The sequence below is a fragment of the Granulicoccus phenolivorans DSM 17626 = NBRC 107789 = JCM 15570 genome, from assembly GCF_000423085.1.
Lineage (GTDB): Bacteria > Actinomycetota > Actinomycetes > Propionibacteriales > Propionibacteriaceae > Granulicoccus > Granulicoccus phenolivorans.
The window spans coordinates 1-25569 of the sequence record NZ_AUHH01000058.1 but is presented as its reverse complement, the minus strand read 5'-3'; the positions used below and the strand labels follow the sequence as shown (position 1 = coordinate 25569).

Below are 25569 nucleotides of genomic sequence, written 5' to 3'. Positions count from 1 at the left end.
GGCTCGTGGACGCCGCCTACGAGAAACGCTCGGTCGCGATCAGTTCGAACCTGCACCCCTCCGGGTTCGACGAACTGATGCCCAAGACCTTGGCCACCGCCACCGTCGATCGACTCCTCCACCACGCCCACGTCTGCCAGACCAGCGGTGACTCGGTCCGGTTGACCCAAGCACTCGCCGGCCGGGGGGTGAACCCCTTGGCCTGAACACTCCTGGCCGGTGGTGGCCACAGCCCCCAAAGGGCAGATCTCAAGGCCACCACCGGGCAGAACTCGTGACCGTCACCGGGCAGGTTTCATGACCGCCCCCGGGCAGTTCCTACTGGCCCTTGACAAGCGCGGTCGACAGCCCTGCCGGAACCGACCAGTTTTCGAGCGCCGTCGGTAGCTTCGTTCAGTGGCACGCTCCCAGGTACGCACAAGCAGATCGACCGTAGGCTGCGTCGTGTGGACACCACTGATGCGACCAACTGGTTCGGGCAGGCACGCGGGATCACCGGGCTGACCTAGGAACAGTACGAGGCGGGTAAGCCCTGCCCCGGCTGTGGCAGGCCCTACCGCGATGGCGAGTCCTGGATCGACCGGGGCACGATGCACTTCACCGATGATGAACGGGAGGGGTACGAGGCCGAGCGGGCGCGCCACCTGCTCGAGCACGGCGAGTGTCGTCAAGGACCTCACCGCGTGGGCGGCTCCCGCACCATGCATTGCCTCTCGTGCTGTCCCCCGCCGCTGTCGGAGGACCAGAAGTCCATGATTCGACGGATTCTCACGAGGCGTTGATCGCGCTGCCTGCCCGCAGCTGTCCAGGACACTCGAGCGGAGGCTCGTCGAGTTGCCGACAGGCCGAGCATCACTCCCCGGGCCTGGCGACGATCAGGTCGAGAGAGAGTCCGGACCGCTAGGGTCCGACACATGGATGAGCGTGGGGAATCCGGAACGTTCTGGCTGGCGTCGACTCCGGAGCGCACCAGTCGCGGGGATCTCACGATCGGCGACGAGAAGTGGCGGCTGGATGTCGACAGTGCGCTGTTCGACACCGCAGACGGCGCCTGGATCCGCGTCGGCGACAACGTGCGCATGGACAGCGGGAATCCCACCAACGGCGTTCTCGATCACCAGCCACGGGTGGTCCACGGACGTTTGGACGACGGGGGTGACCTCACCCTCTTCGACGCCCGCCTGGAGGCCGCCGACCTGGAAATCCTCTTCCCGTCCCCGCGCCCACCCCAAACCTTCGAGGGCTGGCGCATCCTGCATGGAGCCTGTGTACCCGATCAGGACTCAGCGAGCACCGGTGTCCGATGGACCATGCCGCACCTACCCGGCCTGCGGCTTGCAGGTACAGCCCGGTGCAAAGGAGGAACGCTCACCAGCTATACCCACGAGAACCTGCCCGGCATCTGCCTGGAAACGGATCAACAGCATCCGATCCGGACACTGGCAGACCTCACGCCCAATCGCATCACCTCGTTCCTTTCGATTGCCACGGGCTACGAGGTCGTTCCTGTTCATCGGGAGATCCGGCTACCCGATGGGACATGGTGCCGCGTCGGGATCGATCGACCGGTCGAGTCGAGGAGTGGGCCCGCAGATTTTGTCACCGGCATCGACCTGGAGCGGCTGGCCTCCTGGACAGATCAGTCCGAGCAGCTCGGTCCCCTCCCTTTCATGCCCGTTGCTGACCTGTCGGCGGTTCCTGTGCAGGTCACCGTTCAAGTGGTCGCCACGGCCTTGGAGGGTCTGCACCGGCGGACCCAACCCGATGAGAAGCCGTTCGGCACCCTGTCCAAGGGAGGAATACGCCGAGCGGTCAAAGCGGCCGTTACCGCTGGCACAGACACTCTGGAGCAGGAAGGCTGGCAGGATCAACGGTTCGCCCAGACTCGGTTCAACGCGGCCCTCGGCCACGTCGGGGAAATGAGTTACGCGGAACGGCTCAGAGCGCTGCTGACACCGGTCAATCGGGTGGCCCCGGGGCTCTTCGGTCCCAGTTTGAACGGCTGGATCAAGAGGATGAAGGACGTTCGCAACGTGCAGAGTCATCAGCTCGACGAGCACGATGCCTTCGGAGAGAAGGAGATTGATCTCTACGTTGCACTCAACATTTCGGGTCGGTGGGCGCTGCGCCTCGCCCTGCTGCAGCTGGTTCTGTCGAAGGACGACATCAACGATGGGCTCGGTCGCTCCAACCGCTTCCGGATTGCCCTGGCCAACATAGATGCCTCGCATGTGTGGGACGGATTCTCCTGCGCGGAGACGTTCCGGGCGGCTCGTTCCGCCGGTTCTCAGGAGGGCGGATCTGCCTGAGCAGCGGATCAAGGCCCTGGGCCTCACTCTTGCGCCAGGGCCCCGAACTCATCACGCAGACTGTCCACGGGATCGTGCAGTTCGCTCTCCGATCCGTACTGGTAGGTGATCATCCGAACCCCGTCCTCGTCCGTTCGGTTGTAGAAGTAGCTCGTGTACTTCTCGGTACTCGGGGCCGCGCGAAGTTGGACGAAATGCCCGAGGCGCAGCGGGGTCTCGGATCCATCCTGGACCAGGTACAGCTCGCCGTCATGCATCAGGTCACCCACCCGGAACTCGCTGCGGAGAAAGGGAGTCCGGTTTCCGAGAGCCACCTCTGCCGACTGCAGGAAACCCTCGCGGACGCGCTTGCCACTTCCCGCCCGGACGAGTTTGAGCTGTGCCCAGACGTCTCCGAGGAGCTGTCGCAGATCGCGAAGGTCCGCGATCAGGGAAGCCACCTGAGCCTCGCGCTCCTGCTGCGGCGTGAAGCCTCCGTGTCCGGACCATCGATTCCGCTTGCCGGTCACCTCCTTGAACGTGCTCACCACATCCTTGGAAACCAGTCGGTCGATCGCTGTTCGGGAAAGGTCACCGAAGGCCCGGCGGATCCGAGCGATGTCATCGTTGTCGTCACCGTCGAGCAACCTGCGGAACTCCTTGGATGTTCTCTCCGCGATCACCACCCAGGTGCCCAGAGTGGCGCGCTCGATACTGAGGTGCTGCTTTCGCAGCGTCGTCCGAATGTCTGTCTCGACGGCACGGCTCCCCTCGGGGTCGCTCCGGCTCGCGGACAGCAGCACGGTCGCATGGAAGGTCACGATCGCTTCCCAGGCGTGAAAGTAGGCGTGCTGCTGCTCCCCGGGGGATGCCGCCGTTTCGGCAGTCCACAACGCGGACGCGATCGGGAACGGCAATTGTTCGAGCCAGCCGGTCAAGGAATCGTCGAACGCGCGCCCGAGTCGCGCCACGACTTCCCCGGCGCTTCCGGGATCTCCCCACAGGCTGGCGCGCTGACGGCGCAGTTCGGCCTCGAACGAGCCGAGCTGCTCATCGGCCGACGCGAGCAGGTTCTGGGTCGCCGGATCGGGGATCGGGACGATCAGTTCGTCGGCCCAGCGCATCAAAGATCGGGGATCCGAGCGAACGGCCCGGGGGAACGTACCTGAACCACCTCGCGCGAGCGCTCTCCGCCGGCTGGCAACGCCCTGGTCCGAGTTGAGCCAGGCTGCCAGGAAGCCCGGCTGAACCAAGTGCTCATCGAGTTCGACGCCGAGCACTCTCCCGGACGAACCAGTGTCGGACGGCTTCCCGGATACCCGACCCGCCTGGGTGGTGGGTACGAAAAGCTGCTGCCCTTCAGCAACTGCACGATCCTTGACAGCCTGCGGGGCCCGCTGTAGCAAGCCACTCAGCCGGCGAGCCGGCCACCCCTGATCCTGCATGCTCTTGAGGTGATCCGAACTGTCGTCGTCGAAGATGTGGCCGGGGTCGAGATCCAGCATTTCGTGAGGCTCAGTGTTCAGGAGTACTCCAGCGTTCGGACCGTACCGTGCCTCCAGCAGACGATCATCGATCAGCGTGTTCTGGTAGGTGGTCACGTTCCAGGTCAGCAGCTCACCGCTGCTCGTGGGCCTGGACAGTTGGGCTTCACGTCGGATGAACCGCGTCGTGCTGATCGGGCGATTGCGCCGTCCGGGCCGCCATGTGCGCAGGCCCGATTCAAGCTCACGCAGCGCGGCGACCGGCAAGCGGCGACGGTGTCGCTCGGTCACGAACTGCCCCTGGAGGTCGGCCACCATGGCCGTGCCTTCTCGGCGCGGAGTCGACCGATTGGTGAAGGTCAGCAGGTACAGCACAATATCGGAGCCGATCGCGAGACCGGCCGGGAGCCGAGTGACCGACTCCAGCAGTCCTGCGTCGACGATGCGCCGCCGCACGGCATCAGTCTTGCCGCCTGAGCTCAGTACTGACGGGTTCACCAACGCCGCGACTCGCCCTCCTCCGGCGGAGTCGGTGCGCAGCTTTTCCAGCGCCAGCGAGACCCAGAGCCAGGTGCTGTCCGAATGCTGGGGAAGGCCGTACCTGAACTCACCTGCTCCTCGGCGGGTGTTGACCGCTCCCTCCGAGTCCTTCCAGCCCATAGCAAGAGGAGCATCCACGATGACCAGGTCGGCCTCGAAGCCACTGAACGCGTCGTGCTCCAACGTGTTCCCGTGGGCGATCTCTGTGTCGGAGATCCGGCTCAGTTGCGTCCGACTAGCTCTAAGGGCGCCCTCGTCGATGTCCTGGCCGCGAAACTGAACCGTGACACCAGCCGACTGCAGGGCCTGCGCGAGCAGGTGTCCGGCGAAGCCCACGCCCACCGCCGGGTCCCAGATGCTGCCTGATGTGAGATTCGGGTCAAGACCACTCAGGCATCCGACCGCGAGCGCCCGGGCCAGAGACAGGCTGGTTGTGCCCGAGTCTCCGGGAGACCTGTGGACATCGGCGGGGTCGGATGGCTCTGCGAGGGCGAATTGCAGCGCGGGATGCTCATTCTTCATGACGACGTCTCGACCTCCACGACTCGGAACACTTCCGGGTTCCTCGGTGCTCTAGTCATTTCAGCATGACCTGATCATCTGCGGAGCCCTTGACTCGAGACTCCGGCGAGGCGTTTGGATCCACGTGCAGGTTCTCGCGGGCAAGCCTGCACCGGTGCAGTCCGGCTCGCTCAGAGAATGGAGTGGCCATGGGTGCATCGAACACGTACACCCGTGTTCGCCCATCAGTTCGGGATTCTGACTTAACCCTCCTGCGGTCTCGATAACATCGGGAGGGTAGTCTCCTTGCATGCAGGAGGACGCCGACGCTCCGGTGGCACGTGAGCACATAGTGGCCAAGAATGCGGACACCCAGTCCTGTGAAATGGAACCGTCAACCGTGGAGACGCCCGTCCCCGATTCATCGCCAGTTCCCGAAGTTCCAGCCCCCTCGACCGTTCATGCTATGGACGGCGCGGTGACATCCTCCAGCAGTTCCATCCGGGCACGGCTGGGTCGCTACCTCAGCAAGCACATCTGGACAGGAGTTGGCGCCATCGCAAGTGTCGCTGCTGTCATCGTGGCCATAATACTCGGGCTAATTCCGTTTTTCACTGCGCCCGCGAAAACAACTCCACCCGCAACACCACCCACTCAAGTCGTGAACAATCAGTCGGGAGGAGATTGCCAAGTTCAGGGGGACAACAATCAAGTGGATTGCAATCTCGGCACAACTCCCCGATAAGCCTTCAGCTCTTAATACCAAGCCTCCAATTGGCTTCAAACACTCGAATAGGCAACCCCAGTGACCCAACTTCGATGGAGTCCGGCCATGCCGCACAAAAAGCGTCTAGGCGATCACATCACCGAAAAGTCAACGAGACCAGTGCGACAATTCCTTGGAATTGCTACAATTCTGGCAACTTTAGGAAATCTGGCGGGATGTACCCCGTCAAGCTCTCCGACCCTTGAGGGGACTGGTCTTGGCGGCAAGACTGCCACTGCGAACTCCCAGCAGCAGGAACGCGGGTGCCAGGTGCAGGGCAGCGACAATACAGTGAACTGCACTGTAGTAACCCCGGGCACGCCCCCCTTGGGAAAGGTCGACTTCTACGGAGCGGGGGTTACGTGGGGCTTTGAAGGAGTCCCCAGTGAACTACCCCCCGCCCCCGACTACAACCCCGTGAACTTCGCGAGCCACTGTCACGAATGGTCCGAGTGGTTCTCCACCCAACCCCGCATGTTCTCCAGCTTCCCTCTCGTTTCACTTGTGATAGCGGCCGGCACCTCCGAGCAAATTGTTGTGCGACGCATTGAAACAGTAGTTTACGAAAAGAAGCAATTCGACCATAGCCGGACCTACACCAGGGTTGCCTGTATTCATGGCGGCGGATTCAATCCTGGATATTTTGCTGGACCCATCATCGGATCTGGAGTCACTGAAGTTACCGAAGGGCTCAACGGTGACCCGCAACCGATGCCACCAGGAACCATAACGGTCAGAGACGAAGGGATCGAGATCCTGATCTCGCCGAAAGGGGGAGAGTCCGACTTCATATTCTCCGGAGCAATCCTTGTTTCATATGAAATTAATGGCGAGAAGAGAGCGGTTCAATACGGCTCGGGCGAGCGTCCATACAGGTGGACCAACGCTTCGTTGTCGAGTACGACACCAAGCCTCGACTGGGATGAACGCGATGGCCGATGGAAGACAATGGCTGAAGTTTCTGCCCATCGCTGATAAGCACCAAAACTACGGTTCCCAGGATGTTATTCCTCGAGGAGGTCTGTTAGTTCGACGCGTGGTCGCGGCTGTCGTCTCGACCATCGTGCTTGTAGGGCACTAACGCCCGGCCAGGATCAGGCGTGAGTGCAGGTGTGGTCCACGCGTCGCATCCTCGACAGGAAGTAGAATGCGCATCCCCCGCATCGGGCGGATCCTCGGCTGAAGGCGTGGATTTCGGACCCCGCTTAGCCTGCTTCGTCGCTCGTCCGCAGCCGGCGTGACTCGTACAGGTACGCCCCGATGATCCGGATCAGTGCGTCTGCCCGTTCGTTCTCACCGGTCAGAGCACTCGTCAGCTTCCCGAACGCGCCCTCGTTGAGCACCGCCGCATCGGTCAGCGTCTCCCGCAGATCCGGCGACGCCAGGAACTGGTCCTGGGCGTTGTGGTCGATCTGGTCGGCAATCCGCGGATCCTCCCCGGCCATGCCGGCCGCGGCGATCACGAAGCCCTCGATCTGGGCGTCGGCGAACTCGGCCCCGAACAGTTCGTTGACCCGGGCGACCACCTCCGACAGCAGCGTCTGCTGTGGGTCCCGTCCCGACACCCGGGACCCCAGCCCGGTGATCCCCTGCAGCGCCGGGGTCTCCTGGTTGCCGCTCAAGGCAATGTCCGCGGTGCCCTGATCGATCTGGCGGACCCGGCGCAGCACCAGCCCCGACACGTCGGTGTCGATCGCGCCGTCCTCGGTGCGCAGCCTCGGCACCAGCTGCCGCAGGAACTCCGCCAGCTTCTCCAGATCACTGGTGCCGTAGTCGATCACCTGCGACATGAAGTCGTACAGCCGAACATAGGAGCCGCAGTCTTTGCGGAAGGTGCGCAGCTCCTCGAGCGCCTGCCGGTCGTCGCGCTCCTCCGCATCGGTCCAGCGGTTGGCGTACTCCTGCTGCGCCGGTGTGATCGCCGCCTCGAGCGCCGCGTGGACCTGCTTCGGGGCCCACCAGGCCACGGCGTACCGCTCCACATCCGCGGGGGTGTAGATCCGGGCCTCGGCCAGTTTGGTCGCCAGCCGGTGCACCAGATTCGGATCGGTACTGGTCTCGACATGTGCCTCCACGTAGTACGCGCGAAACGCCTCCTGGATGTCGTTCGGGTCGTTGACGAAGTCGAGCACGAACGTGCGGTCCTTCATCTCTCCGGACGGCGCCCGGTAGGTCCGGTTGAGCCGCGACAGGGTCTGCACCGCGTGCACGTCCGGCAGCCGCTTGTCCACGTACATGGCGCACAGCAGCGGCTGATCGAAGCCGGTCTGGAACTTGTCGGCCACCAGCATCAGCCGGAACTCCGGCCGGCGGAACTCCCGGGCCAGATCCGACCCCAGCCCGGGATTCATGCTCGCCTCGGTCGCATCGACCAGCCCGTACTCCTCGTCGCTGATCTTGTCCGAGAACGACACGATCGTCTGGTATCCGTAGCCCTTCCGCTGCAGGTACCTGTCGGTCTCGATCTTGTACCGCACCGCCGCCTGCCGGGAGTCGGTCACCACCATCGCCTTCGCGTGCCCGTCGAGCAGGTGCGCGACATTGCTGCGGAAGTGCTCGACGATGATCTCGACCTTCTGCCCGACATTGGTCGGGTGCAGGTGCGCGAACCGCATGATCTTGCGGGTCGCGACCTTCGGATCGACCAGGTGATCGTCCGCTGAGTCGCTGGTGATGCCGGTCTCGACCCCGTTCTTGCCGCGCTGCTCGATCTCGAAGGCAGTCTTGTAGGTCTGGTAGCCGGTGAGCACGTCGAGGATGAAGCGCTCCTCGATCGCCTGCCGCATCGGGTAGACGTCGAAGGAGACCGGCTTCCCGTCCTGGTCGGGCCGGCCGAACAGCTCCTTCGTCTTCGCCTTCGGCGTCGCGGTGAACGCCAGCATCGACAGGTTGGTGGCGCCGGCCCGGGCGGCGGTCTCGGCCAGGATCCGCCGCTCCCGCGCCAGGTCCTCGGCGACCAATTGGTTGATCAGGTCCTCGCCGTCGACATCCTCGTCATTGGTCAGCTCACCACCCTCGGTGAGAACCTGCTTCAGCTCGGTGGCGGTCTTGCCGGACTGCGAGGTGTGGGCCTCGTCGACGATCACCGCGAAGTTCCGGTCCCCCAGGGTCGTCTCGAGCACGCTCTTCACGTGCGGGAACGTCTGGATCGTCACGACGACGATCAGCGCCGACCCGGTCAGGGCATCCACCAGGGCCCGGGACTTCGAGCCGCCCGAGCGTCGCACAGCGGTGGAGTCGATCACCGCCACGGTACCGACGGTGTCGTCGATCTGCGCGACCGCCTCCTGCAGCTGCTTGTCCAGCACCCGCCGGTCGGAGACGATCAGCACCTTGTCGAAGACTTTCTCGTTGGCCGCATCGTGCAGCCGGGCCAGCCGGTGCGCCGACCACGCGATCGTGTTCGTCTTGCCCGACCCGGCCGAGTGCTCGATCAAATAGCGCCGCCCCGGCCCCTCCGCGGCGATCGCGTCGGTGAGCCGCGTCACCGCCCGCCACTGGTGATAGCGGGGGAACATCAGCGTCGAGGACCGCGTGATCCGCCCGGTCGCCGGATCCTCGGAGGACTCGGTCTTCAGGAACATCAGGGAGCCCAGGATCCCCAGCCAGGTGTCGCGCTGCAGCACCTCCTCCCACAGGTACGAGGTCGCCGGGCCGTCCGGCGTGGGTGGGTTGCCCGCGGCCCCGGTGTCCTGGCCCCGGTTGAACGGCAGGAAGTACGTCTTCTCCCCCGCCAGCCGGGTCGTCATGTGCACCTGGTCGTCATCGAGCGCGAAGTGCACCAGCGCCCGGGTGCCGAATCCGAGTAGCGGCTGGCCGGCCGGGTTCCGGTCGTGCCGGTACTGGCTGACCGCGGACTGCCACTGCTGCTTGAACGACGACTTCAACTCGGCGGTCGCCACCGGCAGACCGTTGACGAAGAAGACCAGATCGATCGACCGGGTGTCACCGCGCTTGGCCGAGAAATGCACCTGCCGAGCCACCCGCAGACGCACCTTGCGGTAGTTCTCGGTCACCTCCCGGTTCAGCGTGGTGGCCGGCTTGAACTGACACATCCGCAAAGACGCGGTCGCCCCCCGGGTGTGCGAGAACTTCCGCCGCAACACGTTCAGGGTGCCCCCGCCCGACGTCATCGGCGTATCCAACTGGGCGGCCAGCGCCGTCAGCAGCGCCTCCCGATCGGCGGCCTCGGCACCGGTGCCCACCCGGACCACCTTCGCATACTCCTCGGGCTGCGTGGTGGACAGCCACCAGTGCACGTCCTCGGGCCACAGCGCGCGCTCGGCGTCATAGCCGTCATCGGTCGGGCTGTACTCCCACCCATGTGCCGCTAGGTACTCGGCGATCTCGCTCTCGAACGCTTCTTCTCGGGTCGCATCTGCTGCGGCCATGCTGCTCAGCTCGCTTTCCTGGTTGCGGTGCGGACATCGATCTGGCCTGTCACTGCTGCCGTGATCAGCGCCGCACGTCGCTCTTTGGCCAGGGCGATGTGCTCCTCGGCCTTGGCAATCAGCGCGTCGATACGGGAGGTCTGTTCACTAATGCTCTCTACGGTGGTTTTCTGTTCGGTGATAGGAGGCACAATCATCGGAAGTCGCCCTACAACGGTCTTGTTGGTGGAGGCAAGGTTCGTGGTCTTCTTTGCGGTGAGATAGAAGTATCTGCGTGCCGTGAAGGAATCGAGCCACCAAGCAAGAAAATCCGGAATGAGTCGATCAGGATTTGCCCGTACGGCGAAGATGTGGTTCTGATGAATCATCGGAGTGATCGCGCCGTTCCAGACCGTGCCGCGGCCGAGCTTGTCGATGTCGCCCCCCTCGGTCATGAGGACATCACCGGCCCGGAGCAGCGAGGCAGCAGCGTCCACAACGGAAAGGTGAATCTCTTTCACATGGGACAGATCGACGCTCCCCATCTGAACATTCGCAACACGTAGGTATGGCCATCTCGGAAGATCCTGATCGCCGTCACCGGACAACGTGACGCCGGTCTGGATATGGGCCACTCGACGCAGCTCAGTGTCAGGTTGCCCCAACAACGCGAACGCCTGCGTGATTGCACTCAGTCGTCGCTCCCGCAGCAGCCCGATGAACTTCTCCTGCGTGGCCACCAGTGCGTCGATCTGGGCCGTCTCCCGGTCCAGGTAGTCGGCGATGGCGCGCTGCTCACCCACTGCCGGCATTGGGACTTCAAACTTCGAGACCTTGTCCGCAGTGAAGTGAGGGAGCGTCGCCGTGCTTGTCACGAGGTCTACGCCACCATTCTTCAATCCCTCCTGCAGTGCATAGTCCAAATACCGACCGTCGGCAGCTCCAATCATGGGGCGCAAACGGATAATCGAGTTTTGGAAGCCCCAGCCGGAGAAATCCTCTCGGATAACTGCCGATCTCCCGTACCCCGCGCCGCCCTCGACCACCACGACGTCACCACGAAGAAGGTTCAGGTTTCGCAGTTCCGTTGGACTAAACCACATCGGCTGCTCAGGAAGGTTGATCATCCGCCCTTGCGGTTGCACGTGGGCAGCCCGGAGGTACGGGGCAAGGACGTCAGTCGCCTCCTTTGCCGAAGGCTGCACCATCTTGCCAAGCGTGACACTGGCCACCCGCTTGATCGGGAGCGTCGACCTCACGCCTCCACCTCGCGAAGCATCTCCAGGATCTCCCCCACGACGCGGTTGAGGTCGGCGTCGATCTCCTCGAGCGGCCGGGGTGGCTGGTAGGTGTAGAAGTGTCGGGCGAAGGGGATCTCGTAGCCGGTCTTGGTCTTGGTCCAGTCGATCCAGGCGTCGTCGACGTGCGGCTTCACCTCGGCGTCGAAGTAGGCCTGCACGGTCTCCCGGAGCGCCTCGTGCGTCTTGGGGTGACTGCCCCAGCCGAACGGCACGTTCTCGGTGTCCCGCAGGGCCGGGTCGGGCTCGATCTCACCCTTGTGCGCCCCCGTCGTGACGCGACAGAAGTCAGCTGCCTCGTCGTGGACGCCGATCGTCTGCCACAGCGCCTTGCGCTGCGCCCCGGTCAGCGTGAGGCCGCAGCCTGTCAGGTGCGCGCCGAGTGCCCGGTTGAACTGTTCCCGGTTCAGGAAGGGCTCCTCGCCGAACGACCGGAGTGCCTCGGGCAGGCCGGCGATCTTGCTGAGGGTCTTGTGCTCGGCCACGGCCTCGATCCGGTCGGGCGTGCACGCGAACCGCAGTTGCAGGGGCCGCTCGATTGTGACGGTCCAGTAGGCGAAATCTCGGTTGGCGAACGTCTTGACCGGCACCGGGGACGCGCCGTTCAGGTTCGCCCCGTCGACGAAGGCGCGCACGATCGCGTCCCTGTTGCGGTCCGGGATTTCCACCCGCTTGGAGCCGACCGACTTGCGCAGCTTCGACCCGAGTGCGGTGGCGTCGATCAGCTGCAGCGTGCCCCTACGGTCAGCGGGTTTGGCGTTCGAGAGGATCCACAGGTAGGTGGCGATCCCGGTGTTGTAGAACATGTCGGTCGGGAGCGCGACGATCGCCTCGACCAGATCGTTCTCCAGCATGTGCCCACGAATGTCGGAGGGACCGGAACCGGCCCCGCCATTGAACAGCGGCGACCCGTTGAGGACGATGCCGGCCTTACCACCGCGCCCGGACTCATCGACGTCGCGCAGCTTCGAGGCGACGTGCAGCAAAAACAGCATCGCCCCGTCACCGACGGCCGGCAGGCCGGGCGCGAACCGCCCCTGGCCCCCACGCGCGTGCTCGGCCTTCACCTCGGCCTCAATGGCCTTCCAGTCACTGCCGAACGGCGGGTTGGACAGCACATAGTCGAAGCGCCGGTCCGCGAACCGGTCCACCACGAGCGTGTCGCCCTGGCGGACGTTGGAGGCGTCCTGGCCCCGGATCAGCAGGTCGGCCTTGCAGATCGCGTAGGTGCGCGGGTTGATCTCCTGGCCGAACAGGGCCGTCGACACGTCCGGGTTCAACTCGTGCAGATGCTCATCGGCCACCGTCAGCATGCCGCCGGTACCCACCGTGGGGTCGTAGATCGAGCGCACCGTTCCGCGGTCGCGCAGGGCCTCGGTGTCTTCGGCGTAGACCAGGTCGACGAGCAGCCGGACCACATCGCGTGGCGTGTAGAACTGCCCGGCGCCTTCGTTGGCGGACTCGGCGAACCGGTAGATCAGGTTCTCGAACAGATCCCCCATGTCGGCGTTGGAGACCTGGTCGGGCGACAGGTCGATGCCCTCGAAGTGCCGCGTCACCTGCGCGAGCCGGTTGCGGTCATCCAGGGTGCGGATGACGTTCTCGAAATCGAAGGACGTGAACACATCGAGGTTGGAGGAGAAGCCGCCCACGTAGTCGATCAGGTTCTCCGCGAGGTTGTCGGGGTCCTGGAGCGCCTTCTCGAGGGTGTAGTCGCTGGTCGTCCAGAACGACAACCCAGCACTGTCCGCGGTGCGGGTGCGCATCTTCAGATGGGTCCGCCGCTGCTGCTCCCCCGGGTAGCTCCGCGTGATCTCCGCCATGACGTCGCGGTGCGGGGCCATCACGCATTCGAGGCGCCGCAGCACCGTGAACGGGAGGATCACCGATCCGTAGTCGGCTTCGCCGTAGGGGCCCCGGAGCGTGTCGGCCACGCTCCACACGAAATTCGACAGCACAGACACGCGGACGGGTTCTCCTGATCCGAGAAGCAACGGTTGAGTCGCCATCGTATCGAGGGCGGCTGACAGAATTTGGCGGATCGACACCGTCGATCGATGTCGAAACTCCTGCGACCAGCTAGCTTCTTCGAGATCCATCAAGATCCGGATCCACCCGGTTCATCTGTACGTAGGCGCTGTACAGCGTCGAAACAGCGGAGACGAAGAGAATCAGTGACAGTGTCGCGCCCACCCAAGTCGCCGCTGCGAAGGCTCCAACGATTTCACCCTTGTCGTTCGCAGCCGCGCTCGTTCCCACGACCAGCACCGCGACTGTCGATGCACTGAGGAGGGACGCCCCTAGTAGTCGTGTTACCGCAATGTCCACCAGATTGCGTTCTGGGCTCTCTGCCTCCCCTTGTTGAGCATGCCGTCCCTCGAGGGTCTGCCTAACTGTCGCCAGGTGCGTAAATGCCGCGAGAAACCCTCCAGCAAAGATCGAGAGGCCTGCGATGAGTCCGTCGGAAGAACGAATCGTCCAATGGAAGTGGAGACTGCACACGACCATGATCACGAGTCCTAGCGACAGGACCCCGAGTTTGACGATGTAGCGCAAGAAGCTGCTTGATCTGAATCTGGTGACCTTGAACTGAGCACACACGAGCGCCCTGAGACTGACAAAATCCATGTGGCACCCCTAGATGTTTAGAGGGATCCTCAAGCTCGCTTGGAGCCGCCGAATCCGATCTTCAGCTGCGGACCTAATCTCGTCCTCAGTTGGTCGCTCGCCTGTGGCCACGGGATAGACAAAGACATCCCCAACGTTGCTGGGGCGGATTGTCTGGGTTCGACCCTGGGCATCCTCGTAAGAAAGGCTACCGTCGTCGAAAAGCGAGGGCTCGATCTCAAAGCCAACTAGACTTGCCAGTTGCTCCACTGGTGAGCCGCTGGGGGCCGGACCATATTCCTTCGGCGGATCGATCTTTGCCCAGCCAAGAACCATTGCCTTCACGGAACTCAGCTTGCCTGCCGGAAGTCCGTTCCGACGAAGGGTGACAATGTCTGTGCTTCGAGATTTCCCCTTTGGCACATTGTGACGTTCAAGTTGAAAGGCCACCCCATTACCCTGGGTTAGAACCTCCTCAAGGCGCTCTGCATCCCCGATCGGCTTGCAAACCAGCCTCCACCACTGACGGTTATTTGACCCCGCACTATTTTGTCGAGCATGTTCATTGGAAACTACTCCAATGAGCTTCATCAGCTGGTACCCAGCCGAGGTCCGGGACCTGACTTCCGACACGAGCACGGCGTCCGAGCCGGCCTCCGGGAGGTACAGCGACACGAGGAAAGGATTTGTGGAGGCGAGGTCTTCTAGAACGACGTCGCGGCCTGACTCAGTGCCAATCGCAAGATCGTGACCGCCTCGCCTTCCGATTCGGACAACAAAATCAATCCGTGAACTTCCTATCCGCATTGATTCCACGCGGATAGTGGGGGGTGCCCCCGTCGCTCTAGATGTGTCCTGAGCTTCATCCGCCGGCGCATTGTACTTAAGAGTTCCTGTACGAGTCACGCCAACAAGGTGGGGCCGAATTGTTTCAAGGGATTGAACGAAATTCTCACCCGGTTCACCCTCCAGTCTCGCATCGGCGAATGGTTGGTTCGTATGGGTTAAGCCATGGTGCAGGGCCACCCGATCGAGTTTGAACCCGAACATCGTCGCATTCGCCATGCGTACCTCTTCATTCTAGATATACTCGATCGTGAGTAGTTATTGACAGAAAGGCCCTAGCGCACCATATCGGCTGTTCGACCTGGCCACTCGTGGCAGGTTGCACGGAGTCGCCGTGTCCTGGTGTGCCCGCCCGAGGTGTAAGCCTCAACATCTCATCGAGAGGGGCGATGAGTCTTCCAAGCACTACCCGTTTCGCGTAGGCAGTCTGGAGATTGGGGCTTCACCGCCTCACTACGGTCCCGCACAGGTTCCGATCATCGACGTGCTGCACGCTCAGAGTGACCACTGGTCTCATCTGTAACCTAAATGAGTTTCGAGGTGCAGCTTATCCCTGCTTCCGTCCTTGCGGTCGAGCCCTCGTGATCAGTCTGATGTGAGGGGAGGATCACCGCTCAAAGAATTTAGTCCGATCCGCGAGGCCGCCGACCACCTCACCTAGATTGGTAGTGATTCGCTTGGGAGCCACTGGGCCAGCGACTCTTGCAGCTCGGGTGCCGTCATCTGCGCCAGCTCCTCCTGCGTGAGGCCGCCGAGGTACTTCGCCGTGACCCGAGGCCCGAGCACGGGATCGGCCGCTATCCGCCCAGCCACTGTCTCGACATCGACGCCGGCGATCTCCAGCAGCCGCGCCAGCAGCGCATCCCCGTCGTGCCGCCGCAGGCCGTTGCGCTCGGCCAGTGGGGCCAGCAGCGCACGCAGCCGCTCCAGATCCAGCGGGCGGCGTGTGACGGCGTCACCGAGCGCCCCGCTCGCCAGGCTGAGGTCCCCCACGTCCTCGACCAGGTCGGCGATCGTGCGCTCGATCGTCATCGCCGGCAGACCCTGTACCTGGGTCACGTCGCGCGGGTCGAGGCTGCGCTGCCGGTAGCGGATCTCCGGGCGCTGGCTCTGCCGGCGTGTGGGAGCGACGAACTCGTGCCGGTCGGCCCACAGGTCGCCGATCTCGTGTAGCCGGGCCGCCGAAGCGCCGGCGACCACGACCCCGGCTGCCCGGTCCCGGAGACGGGTCTCGCCCAGCGTCGCGGGCTCGGTGCTCAGCCAGGCCGCCCGCAGATCCTCGAACCGGTCGGCCGGCGTACCTGCGTCCCGGTAGACACCGTGTGTGAGGCGGTCGAGGTGACCGGCCTGCGTGAGCCGGGACAGATCGAGCCGGGAGACACCGCGTGCACCGGCCTGCGCCGAGGTCACCAGACCCCATTGCGAGGCGGTGACCTCGGCGAGCACCCGCAGAGCCTCATCCGATTTCATGCTTGAAGTGTATCTTCTTGAGAGATACATTCCAAGCAAGACCGGGGGCGTGACACGCGTTCCGGTCACCACAGGTCGCGAAAGGGCGTCACGTCCCGGCAGTGATTCCGGGACACTCTCCCTGCCTTTTGAGACTCCTTTGAGAGTCGTGAAAGTTTGTCACTCACCTCAAAGGCACCGCGTCACCTCGGCCAGGTCCCTATCGAGCCCGGATCGGCCGCCGCGCCGTTCGGGTTCCCGGCACCCCACGCAATCTAGACTGAGCCGTATGGCGGATCAGGCACCCGAGGGCACGGTCGCGCAGCGGATCCGTCAGGTGCGCCACTCGCTGGCACCCGGCGAACTGCGGGTGGCGGAGGCGCTTGCCGCGGCGTACCCGACGGCCGGGCTGGTCCCGATCGCCCAGTTGGCGGCCGAGGCCGAGGTCAGTGCCCCGACCGCGCTGCGGCTGGTCGGCAAGCTCGGCTTCTCCGGGTACGGCGCCTTCCAGGAGGCCCTGCGCGAGGAGGTCCAGACCCGGCTGTTCTCGCCGGTCACGATCTATCCGGAGGGCGAGGGCGAACCGGCCACCGACAGCTCCGAGCTGGTGCTCGCCGCGAACCGGTACGCCGAGGGCCTGCGCGCCACGGTGACGAATCTGTCCACCGAGGAACTGGCGGATGCCGTGCGTCAGCTCGCCGACCCGAACCGTGCGGTGATGGTGGTCGGGGGTCGGTTCACCTGGGTGCTGGCGGCTCAGTTGGCGCAGTATCTGCGCCTGCTGCGCCCCGGAGTGACCGAGGTCCCGCCCAGTTCGGCCGCGCACATGACGTCCCTGGTCGACGTGGACGCCACCACCGTCGCGGTCGTCTTCGACTCGCGCCGCTACCAGCAGAGCACCATCGACTGGGGCATCGAGGCCGTCCATCGGGGCGCCCACCTGATCCTGGTGACCGACATGTACCTCTCCCCGCTGGCTTCCCAGGCCGATGCGGTCCTGGCCACCAGCCATGCCGGCGTCGGACCGTTCGATTCGATGGCACACGGGTTCATGCTCGTGGAACTGCTGGTCGCGTTCGTGGCCCAGGAGATCGGCGCCCCGGCCCGGGACCGGCTGACGGCGTTCGAGCAACTGCAACTGGCCGAGGAGCAGCAGCGCACGCGGACCCGCCGCCACTAGTTCAGGGAGTCGGCCTCCCACCCTCGGGTCACCACATCGCTCACCGTCGCCGAGGGCGCGTCGACCCCTGGTCCACTGCGTCGGTGACGCCGTCTCCTCGCCCTGGGCTGCGCCTGCCGGCCGGCGGCCGGCCGTCGCCCCTGATGAACGGCCGCCCCACCCACGGACATGTATCAAATATTACCTCTTGCCAGCCTGACGTAACAGATATAACGTCTAGGTCAGTCCACAGAGGAGAAGCCTCATGCTCACCGAGCAGCACCTCAGCGTTGAGGGCAGCCCAGGGCCGGCCGCGGACCGCGATCGCTGGTCGGAACTGATCCGGCGCGACCGGGTCCATCGCACCCTGTACACCGATCCGACCGTCTTCGACGAAGAAATGGTCAAGGTCTTCGGCGGCCGGTCCTGGGTCTACCTGGCCCACGAGTCCCAGGTCCCCGCCCCGAACTCGTTCATCTCCGTCCGGATGGGCCTGCGTCCGGTGATCGTCACCCGCGACCGCGACGGGGCCCTGCATGCGCTGTTCAACCGCTGCACCCACCGGGCCGCCACGGTCTGCCGGGAGGAATCCGGCATCGCCAAGAGTTTCCAGTGCCACTACCACGGCTGGACCTTCCGCAACACCGGCGAACTGGTGGGAACCCCGTGGCCGCAGGGCTACGGCGACCTCGACAAGTCCCAGTACGGTCTCACCGTCGTGCCCCGGGTCGAGAGCTATCGCGGGTTCATCTTCGGGACGATGAACCCCGAGGCCCCTTCGGTCGACACCTGGCTCGGGGCGGCCACGCCCTGGCTCGATTACTGGATCGATCGCTCCCCCACCGGCGAGGTCGTCGTCACCGCGACGGCGTACCGGATGGGCTATCGCGGGAACTGGAAGCTCGCCTACGACAACGCCGGCGACGGCTACCACCCGTCGTTCTCGCACCGGTCGCTGCTCGACATGGCGTCCCGGATGGGCGAGGCGAAAGACATGTCCTACTTCGGCCGCACCCCCGACGACGGGCCGATGAAGGCGTACGCCCTGGGCCACGGACACAGCGCCATCGACCAGCGGCCGGCGCACGCGGGCGGGCCGGGGAAGTTCTGGGAACACCAGCGACCCCAGCCCGGCCGGGAGCGCTTCGAGGAGGAGATCCGGGAGCGCCACGGGGACCGGGCCGACGCCCTGCTGGATCTCAGCATCGGGGCCCAGATCAATCTGAGCATCTTCCCGAACCTGCTGCTGATCGGGAACCAGATCCAGGTCATCGAACCGCTCGCGGTCGACCGGACCCAGCTGACCTGGCACGCCACCACGATCGGGGGCGTCCCGGACGCGGTGAACACCATGCGGATGCGTACCCAGGAAGACTTCCCGGCCTTCGGGGAGCCCGACGACCAGGCCAACTTCGAGGAGGCCCAGCGCGGGCTGGCCGCCCCCGAAGCCGAATGGATCCTGATGAACCGGGGCCTGGACGTGGTCGGCTGGCAGCACGTCGACGGGCACGGCGTCACCGTCACCGCGGTCACCGACGAACTCCACATGCGCAGCTACTACGACGAATGGCAACGCCGGATGGGAGGAGAGTCCTGATGCGACTCGACCGTCTGCCCGACCGCTACACCGACACCTCGGCGTACTCCTACCATGTCGACACCGACTGGTACGCCGACCTCGACCGCTTCCGGGACCTGCTGTCCGACGACTGGCCGACTGCGGACCTGGCCGACTGGCACGCGGCCCAGTCCTTTCTGTCCCAGGAGGCCCGCCTGATCGACCAGGGCCGCTTCGGCGACTGGCTGGATCTGTTCGCCGGCGACGGCCTCTACTGGATCCCGGTCACCCCCGGCGGCGGCGACCCCCGCCGCGAGGTCAGCCACGCCTTCGACGACCACCGCCGGCTGACCGACCGGGTCTACTGGCTGCGGACCGGCCTCGCCTCCAGCCAACTGCCCCCGTCGCGGACCCGGCGCAGCATCACCAACATCGAAACGGTCGACACCCCGGACGGGTCACGTCTGATCCGGTCGGTGTTCGTCATCCACGAGAACCGTGCCGGGGTCACCAAGACCTATTCCGGCTGGTACGGCCACGTGCTCCGGCCCGCCGAGCAGGGCTGGCAGATCCGGCTCAAGCTGGTGAATCTGATCGACTCCGAGCAATACCACGAGAACCTCACCCTGGTGTTCTGATGCCCACCCCCGCACCGCCGAGTCAGGATCCCCCCACCGACCTGGCCACCCTGCGCCGGGAGGTGGACCTGCTGAAGGCGCACGTCCACCGGATCGACCGCGAGCTGGCCGCACTCCGCCCGCTGGTCGACGCCGTCCGCGACCTGCGCATCTGGGACCACACCCTGTATGACGCCGTCCCGGGTACCGACTGGGTGGCCGTCGACCGGACCCAGGCCGAACGCCTGCTGGCCGCCCTCGCGGCGACCGACCACTGGTCGCCCTGGCAGACCCGAATCGAAGCGAGGCCCACCCCGTGACCTCCTCCCTGCCGGTGATCGCTCACATCGCCGACCCCGCCATCGGCATCCTGCAGCGCAGCGCGATCCACCACGGGTGGCACACCGCACTCGTCCATCCCCATGCGGGCGAACCGCTGCCCCCGATCGCCGACCTGCCCGCCCTGGTCGTGCTCGGCGGCCCGCAATCGGCCTACGACATCGCGCACTTCCCGTATCTGGCCACGGAGATGGACTACCTGGCCCGGGTCCACGACCGCAGGATTCCCCTCCTCGGGATCTGCCTCGGCTCCCAACTGCTGGCCCAGGCCCTGGGCGGCCGGGTGCACCCGGGCGACTCCGGCCTGGAGTTCGGCTTCATCGACGTCACCGCCGAAACCGCCGACGCCACCGACCTCCCCCTGGCCGGGCGGTACTTCTCCTTCCACTCCGACACCGCGGCTCCCCCACCGGGCGCCCGAACCCTCGCTCGGACCGACCGGTACCTGCAGGCCTGGCAGCTCGACACCACCGTCGCGGTGCAGTTCCACCCCGAGATCGACGCACCCGGGATCACGGCCCTGCTCGCCCTGGAAGGCCCCAAGATCGCGCACTACGGCATCGACGTCGATGCCTTTCAGCGCCAGGTCACGCCGGCAATGACGCCTCCGCTGGCCGGCGAACGCCTGCTGGACAGCTGGTTCGACACCCTCCCTCCGGGTGCCGGAGCGAAGGGCTCCACCCGCGTCGCAGCTCCCCTCGATCAGCCCCGTCTCGGCTGATCTCGAACCCCACCGAAGGAACCCCCATGTATCCCACCAAGTTCGTGGAGAAGTACGACCTGTACCGCTCCGAAGAGCACCGGGCCGCCGAACGCGCCCTGGAAACGATCCACCGCGAGGGGATCGAGATCATCCGGCTCGTATGGCCCGACCAGCACGGCCAGCTCCGCGGCAAGGCCCTGACGGCCCCCGCCTTCGCCAACGCCCTGGACGCCGGCAACGACATCACCATGGCTCCCTTCTTCTTCGACACCGCCGACGCGATCGTGCTCAATCCGTTCACCCCCGACGGCGGATTCACCATCGAGGGTCTGGGGGGCAGCCCCAACGTCAAGATGATCCCGGACCCGGGCACCTTCACCCTGCTGCCGTGGGCCCCGAAGACCGCCCTGGTGTTCTGCGACCTCTACATGACCAACGGCCAACCGTTCCCGCTCGCCCCGCGAACCATCCTGAAAAACACCCTCGCCGAGCTGGCCGGCCACAACTACCAACTGGTCACCGGCCTCGAGATGGAGTGGTACCTGACCCGGATCGTCGACACCGGCCTCGGCACCGCCTCCCTGGGAGCCCCGGGCTCCCCCGCCGACCCGCCCACGGTCGCACCGGTCGCCCGCGGGTACAACTACCTGCTCACCGAACACCTCGACGAGGTCGACGACATCCTCCGCCCGATCCGCACCGCGCTCACCGCGATGGGGCTGCCGCTGCGCTCCTTCGACGACGAATGGGCGCCCAGCCAGATGGAAACCACCTTCGACATCCTCGACGGCCTGGCCGCGGCCGATGCCGCCGCCCTGTTCCGCACCGCCACCAAGCAGATCGCCAAGCGCCACGGGCACATCGCCTCGTTCATGTGCACCCCGGCGATCGAGGGCTTCTACGCCTCCGGTTGGCATCTGCACACCTCGATCGCCGACCTCGACACCGGGCACAACCTGATGGTCCCCACCGACGACGCGCCCCTGTCCCAGCTCGGCCGGCACTACGTCGGGGGCACCCTCGACCACGCCATCGCCGCCTCGGTGTTCACCACCCCCACGATCAACGGCTACCGCCGCCGGCGCCCGTACTCACTCGCCCCGGACCGGCTCACCTGGGGCCAGGACAACCGTGCCGCGATGATGCGCGTGATCAGCGCCCCGAACGACCTCGCCTCGCACGTGGAGAACCGGGTCGGTGACTCCGCGGCCAACCCGTACCTGTACATCGCCGCCCAGGCCGCCGCCGGCCTCGACGGCATCCTCCACCAGACCGACCCCGGACCGATCAGCGAGGATCCCTACAGTGCCGACGTCCCGGCCCTGCCCCAGTCGCTCGCCGCGGCGATCGACGCGCTGGAGCAGGACTCCTTCTACCGCTCCGCCTTCGGCGACGGCTTCGTCGACTACCTGGTGACCATGAAGCGCAGCGAAGTGACCCGCTTCGAGGCCTGGCGGGAGGAGCATCCCGACGAGTCGACCTACGTGAACGGTGTCTCCGACTGGGAACACCGCGAGTACTTCGAATCCTTCTGACCGTTCACCCACCGCAGGAAATCGAGGGGTCCCCATGCCCACCATCACCTTCGTCAGTCCCGACGGGACGACCCACCGGGTCGCCGCCGCCCCGGGGGCCTCGGCCATGGAAACGGCCGTGAAGTTCGGCGTGCCCGGCATCGTCGGCGAATGCGGCGGCGGCCTGGCCTGCGCCACCTGCCACGTCTTCGTCGACCCCGACCAGATCGGCCGGACCGGCCCGGCCGCCGACTTCGAGGAAGAAATGCTGGAGGACGCCGAAACCGCCCCGACCCCCTGCAGCCGGCTTGCGTGCCAGATCCGGATGACCCCGGACCTGGACGGCCTCACCCTCACGATCGCGCCCCGCCAATGACCGGGCAGATCCTGATCGCCGGCGCCGGCGAGGCCGGCCTCGCGGCCGCGATCACCCTGCGCGAACTCGGCTATCCCGGAACGGTCACCCTGGTCGGCGCGGAACCGGAGGGGCCCTACCAACGGCCGCCGCTGTCCAAGGAGTTCCTCACCGCGGCCACCCCGCCGGCGATCCCCGAACTGCGCGCCGCCCAGTTCTATGCCGAACACCGGATCGACCTGGTCCGCGGAACCGGAGTGCGGACCGCGACCTGGACCCGAACCGGTGGGGTGGCCGGGCTGGGCGACGGCCGGGAACTGCCCTTCGACGCGATGGTGCTCGCCACCGGGTCGGTGCCCCTCCCGTTGCCGGTGCCCGGCGCCGGCCTGCCCGGCATCCACCGGCTGCGAACCCTCGCCGACGCCCACGCCCTGCGCGACCAGCTCGAGCACGCCACCCGCGTGGTCGTCGTGGGCGGCGGCTTCATCGGCCTCGAGGTCGCCGCCGCGGCCCGCACGAAAGGAGCGAGCGTCACCGTGGTCGAAGCGGCCGACCGCCTGCTCGCGCGGGTCGTTGCCGAGCCCGTCTCCCGGTTCGTCCGGGAGCACCACGCCGCGGCCGGGATCCGGTTCCTGCTGCACACCCGGGTCACCGGCCTGGTCGCGGCCGATTCCGCCGCGGGCGGGCCCCGGGTCGGATCGGTGGTGCTGGCGACCCCCACCGGCGAGGTACGGCTCGCCGCCGATCTCGTCGTCGTCGGCGTCGGTGCGCGGCCGGTCACCGAACTGGCGGCGCACCTGGGCGTCACCGACGAGCGCGGCATCGTCGTCGACGCCCATGCGCGCACCGCCGACCCGCGGGTCGTGGCCGCCGGCGACTGCACCGTCCAGCCGCATCCCCGCGACCCCGACCGGCTGATCCGCCTCGAATCGGTCCACAACGCCACCGAGCAGGGCCGGCAGGCCGCCCATTCCCTGCTCGGGAAACCTCACCCACCCCGCGGCGTCCCGTACTTCTGGTCGAACCAGGGCGAGCTGAAGCTGCAGATCGCCGGGCTCTCCGACGACCACGACGACCTGGTCGTCCGCACCGACGCGGACCGCTGCACGGTCCTCTACTACCGGTCAGGCGCCCTGATTGCCGCCGATTCGGTCAACCACCCCCGCGATCACCTGACCGTCAAGCGAGCCCTCGCGTCAGCAGCGACGATCGATCCGGCCCGGGCCGCCGACCCGGCGGCACCGCTCAAGACGCTGGTCACACCGCTGCGCTGAACGCTGCTCGGGATCTGGGCCTTGCCAGACAGTCACAAAGGGAGCCTGTCGACCGGGCACTCCGAGCGCCGTTGGTACCAGGGGCGGGCGGCACTCAGCGGCGGGCACGAGCCCAGGATTCGGATCTCCATGCCGGGCGCAGCCCACCTGATCGCAGCGGAACTTCCGGACCCGACAACTGCCGGTGATGGACTTCGTCCTCGCGCTGGCCGTACAGCATCGTGACATTCACACGCAGGTTCTCGAAACCAGGTTTGAAGTGCACCTTTCCCGTGGCATGAAAGAGGTCGGAATTGAACAGGATCGCCCGGTTCTGTCGATAGGGAACCACGCGGGCTATCGAATGCTTGTCCCTCAGAAAGGGCTTGATCACGTCGGTGCGCCCGTTATAGGTGTCGAACCCCCAGCTGAGGGGCGCATCGATGTCGTACACCACCAGACCGCCTGATCCGGGGGCCAGGTTCGCGGCGTCGGGGGTGGTCCAGAAGTTGACGTTGACTGCCGCGAAATCGGCGTGCGTCGTCGCATCGGGCGGAAGCTCTGGGCCACTCTTGAATCCCCACAGTTGGCGCAGCGGGTACCGTTCGCCGATCACGCGGGGAAGCGCCTCGCGCAGCTCCTCGGCAATCTGCAGCAGAAGTGGGGCGTTGAATCCGTCCTGGAAGAAGGCGCCGAGCCGGCCGAGTGCATAGCGGTTCCCGGACCACACCGTGGACTCCAAGCAGAAATCCCGCACCGCCTCAAGTGCCTCGGGTTGAAGGAAGTTGTCGATGACGACGATCCCCGGAGCATGATCCAGGTACTCGTCCTCGACGGCCGGTGGATCCCAGCTGTCCGACAACGCTCGAGAGATCCGTGGGGTGTCCCGAATATGAAAGATGCGGTTGTAGGCATCACGGATGCCCCGGAATCCGTCACTGTCGAACGGAAGACGCGCCTCGAGGCCTTGCGTCTCGAGTTGAGCCATCAGTCGCTGGTACTCGCCAATGATCGGCGTCATCTCCTCCCCGAGAATGCCGCGCCGCTGCAAGAACAGAAACTGTTCGGAATCGTGTCGGAGCTTCGCGATATTGGGCGGATGGGACGGTGCCGGCCGCTCGTCATCGGCGCGCGCGGCGTCGCCCCACCGCAGTCGCGCCAGAATGTTGGCGTACCGGCCGGCGATGGTCAGGTCAGCCTCGGTCAGGGCGCGATCGACGAGCTGCTGGGCCCACGGCAGTCCCCCGTCATCAAGCTCCTCCCGCCACAGTGGGAGACTCTCCTCCGTGCGGCCCTCGAGGACCAGTTCTGTCAGGCGCTGCCTGCGAGCGAGTCGAGCAACCGGGGAAGCACCTACCGCACTCACCGGCGCCCTTCCAGGACGCCGGACTCTCGTAGCTGAGTTGCATACTGAGCCAGCGCATCGAGGGTCACCATCAAGTAGTCCGGACCGAACTGGCCGAAGCGATCCGCAGTCCCGAGGTAGGCCGTCCCTGGTCCCGTGTGGGTGAACGGGCTGCGGGTAAAAGGATCGGTGACATTGGTACCCGTACCGGTGGTGCCGGTGATGAATGTGCTCCAGGTTATGGCGGTCAAGGTGCCACCGCCGGTCCCTGTTCCCGTGCCGGGATCGGTCCCCGTGCCCGTGCCGGTCCCGGTGCCGGGATCGGTCCCCGTGCCCGTGCCGGTCCCGGTGCCGGGATCGGTCCCCGTGCCCGTGCCGGTCCCCGTGCCGGTCTCCGTTCCCGTCCCCGTGCCGGTCCCGGTTTCGGTTCCCGTACCGGTCCCGGTCTCTGTTCCCGTTCCCGTCCCCGTACCGGTCCCGGTTTCGGTTCCCGTGCCGGTCCCGGCCTCTGTTCCCGTACCCGTCCCCGTACCGGTCCCGGTCTCTGTTCCCGTACCGGTTCCTGTGCCGGTCTCCG

Annotated in this window: 20 protein-coding genes; 11 read left to right on the top strand and 9 right to left on the bottom strand. The window is 65.7% G+C overall.

Annotation, left to right across the window (positions count from 1 at the left end; translation table 11 throughout):
* Together G531_RS0116460 and G531_RS0116455 are read left to right on the top strand one after the other, a co-directional pair.
* On the top strand, positions 1–206 hold a 206-nt coding region (locus G531_RS0116460), incomplete at its 5' end, for an ATP-binding protein (protein WP_026928065.1).
* 708 nt (positions 207–914) lie between these two features.
* A complete protein-coding gene (locus tag G531_RS0116455) occupies positions 915–2309 on the top strand; it encodes a HEPN domain-containing protein (RefSeq protein WP_026928064.1) in 1395 nt (464 codons plus the stop codon).
* 23 nt (positions 2310–2332) lie between these two features.
* Here G531_RS0116455 and G531_RS25365 read toward each other — a convergent pair whose 3' ends face one another.
* Positions 2333–4834 (bottom strand): N-6 DNA methylase, encoded by a 2502-nt coding sequence (locus tag G531_RS25365; RefSeq protein WP_081684204.1) that lies wholly within the window; start codon positions 4832–4834, stop codon positions 2333–2335.
* A gap of 1219 nt (positions 4835–6053) precedes the next feature.
* On the opposite strand from G531_RS25365, the gene G531_RS25835 reads away from it, so the two are divergent.
* Positions 6054–6554 (top strand): hypothetical protein, encoded by a 501-nt coding sequence (locus G531_RS25835; protein WP_145978812.1) that lies wholly within the window; start codon positions 6054–6056, stop codon positions 6552–6554.
* 230 nt (positions 6555–6784) lie between these two features.
* Here G531_RS25835 and G531_RS0116445 read toward each other — a convergent pair whose 3' ends face one another.
* The 6 genes from G531_RS0116445 to G531_RS23450 form a co-directional block, all read right to left on the bottom strand.
* On the bottom strand, positions 6785–9970 hold the full coding sequence (locus G531_RS0116445) for a type I restriction endonuclease subunit R (protein WP_026928062.1): 3186 nt from the start codon (positions 9968–9970) through the stop codon (positions 6785–6787).
* Between the two features lie 5 nt (positions 9971–9975).
* On the bottom strand, positions 9976–11208 hold the full coding sequence (locus G531_RS24870) for a restriction endonuclease subunit S (RefSeq protein WP_051215632.1): 1233 nt from the start codon (positions 11206–11208) through the stop codon (positions 9976–9978).
* On the bottom strand, positions 11205–13211 hold the full coding sequence (locus tag G531_RS0116435; protein ID WP_026928061.1) for a type I restriction-modification system subunit M: 2007 nt from the start codon (positions 13209–13211) through the stop codon (positions 11205–11207). The genes G531_RS24870 and G531_RS0116435 overlap by 4 nt, the downstream gene beginning before the upstream one ends.
* Positions 13212–13326: 115 nt before the next feature.
* The gene (locus G531_RS0116430) at positions 13327–13875 is read right to left on the bottom strand and encodes a hypothetical protein (protein WP_026928060.1); all 549 of its coding nucleotides are present in this window, start codon (positions 13873–13875) and stop codon (positions 13327–13329) included.
* A gap of 9 nt (positions 13876–13884) precedes the next feature.
* A complete protein-coding gene (locus G531_RS25830) occupies positions 13885–14919 on the bottom strand; it encodes a hypothetical protein (protein WP_145978811.1) in 1035 nt (344 codons plus the stop codon).
* Between the two features lie 438 nt (positions 14920–15357).
* The gene (locus G531_RS23450) at positions 15358–16170 is read right to left on the bottom strand and encodes a type IV toxin-antitoxin system AbiEi family antitoxin domain-containing protein (RefSeq protein WP_051215631.1); all 813 of its coding nucleotides are present in this window, start codon (positions 16168–16170) and stop codon (positions 15358–15360) included.
* 268 nt (positions 16171–16438) lie between these two features.
* On the opposite strand from G531_RS23450, the gene G531_RS0116420 reads away from it, so the two are divergent.
* From G531_RS0116420 to G531_RS0116385, 8 genes are all read left to right on the top strand, one after another.
* Complete coding sequence (locus G531_RS0116420) at positions 16439–17329, top strand: MurR/RpiR family transcriptional regulator (RefSeq protein WP_026928059.1); 891 nt, start codon at positions 16439–16441, stop codon at positions 17327–17329.
* 244 nt (positions 17330–17573) lie between these two features.
* Positions 17574–18905 (top strand): aromatic ring-hydroxylating oxygenase subunit alpha, encoded by a 1332-nt coding sequence (locus G531_RS0116415; RefSeq protein ID WP_051215630.1) that lies wholly within the window; start codon positions 17574–17576, stop codon positions 18903–18905.
* Positions 18905–19504: an aromatic-ring-hydroxylating dioxygenase subunit beta gene (locus G531_RS0116410; protein ID WP_026928057.1), complete on the top strand. Its 600-nt coding sequence runs from the start codon at positions 18905–18907 to the stop codon at positions 19502–19504. The genes G531_RS0116415 and G531_RS0116410 overlap by 1 nt, the downstream gene beginning before the upstream one ends.
* Positions 19504–19803: a hypothetical protein gene (locus G531_RS0116405; protein WP_026928056.1), complete on the top strand. Its 300-nt coding sequence runs from the start codon at positions 19504–19506 to the stop codon at positions 19801–19803. Before G531_RS0116410 ends, G531_RS0116405 begins: the two co-directional genes overlap by 1 nt.
* The gene (locus G531_RS23445; protein WP_051215629.1) at positions 19800–20543 is read left to right on the top strand and encodes a type 1 glutamine amidotransferase; all 744 of its coding nucleotides are present in this window, start codon (positions 19800–19802) and stop codon (positions 20541–20543) included. Before G531_RS0116405 ends, G531_RS23445 begins: the two co-directional genes overlap by 4 nt.
* Positions 20544–20569: 26 nt before the next feature.
* Positions 20570–22060: a glutamine synthetase family protein gene (locus tag G531_RS0116395; RefSeq protein ID WP_026928055.1), complete on the top strand. Its 1491-nt coding sequence runs from the start codon at positions 20570–20572 to the stop codon at positions 22058–22060.
* A gap of 34 nt (positions 22061–22094) precedes the next feature.
* On the top strand, positions 22095–22415 hold the full coding sequence (locus tag G531_RS0116390) for a 2Fe-2S iron-sulfur cluster-binding protein (RefSeq protein ID WP_026928054.1): 321 nt from the start codon (positions 22095–22097) through the stop codon (positions 22413–22415).
* Positions 22412–23668, top strand: coding sequence for an NAD(P)/FAD-dependent oxidoreductase (locus G531_RS0116385; RefSeq protein WP_026928053.1), 1257 nt, complete (start codon positions 22412–22414; stop codon positions 23666–23668). Before G531_RS0116390 ends, G531_RS0116385 begins: the two co-directional genes overlap by 4 nt.
* Before the next feature lie 94 nt (positions 23669–23762).
* Here G531_RS0116385 and G531_RS0116380 read toward each other — a convergent pair whose 3' ends face one another.
* Positions 23763–25013 carry a hypothetical protein gene (locus G531_RS0116380; RefSeq protein ID WP_051215628.1) on the bottom strand — a complete coding sequence of 417 codons (1251 nt, stop codon included), beginning with the start codon at positions 25011–25013 and terminating at the stop codon, positions 23763–23765.
* A partial coding sequence (locus tag G531_RS27115; RefSeq protein ID WP_211221889.1) for a hypothetical protein occupies positions 25010–25569 on the bottom strand: 560 nt, incomplete at its 5' end. The genes G531_RS0116380 and G531_RS27115, both read right to left, overlap by 4 nt.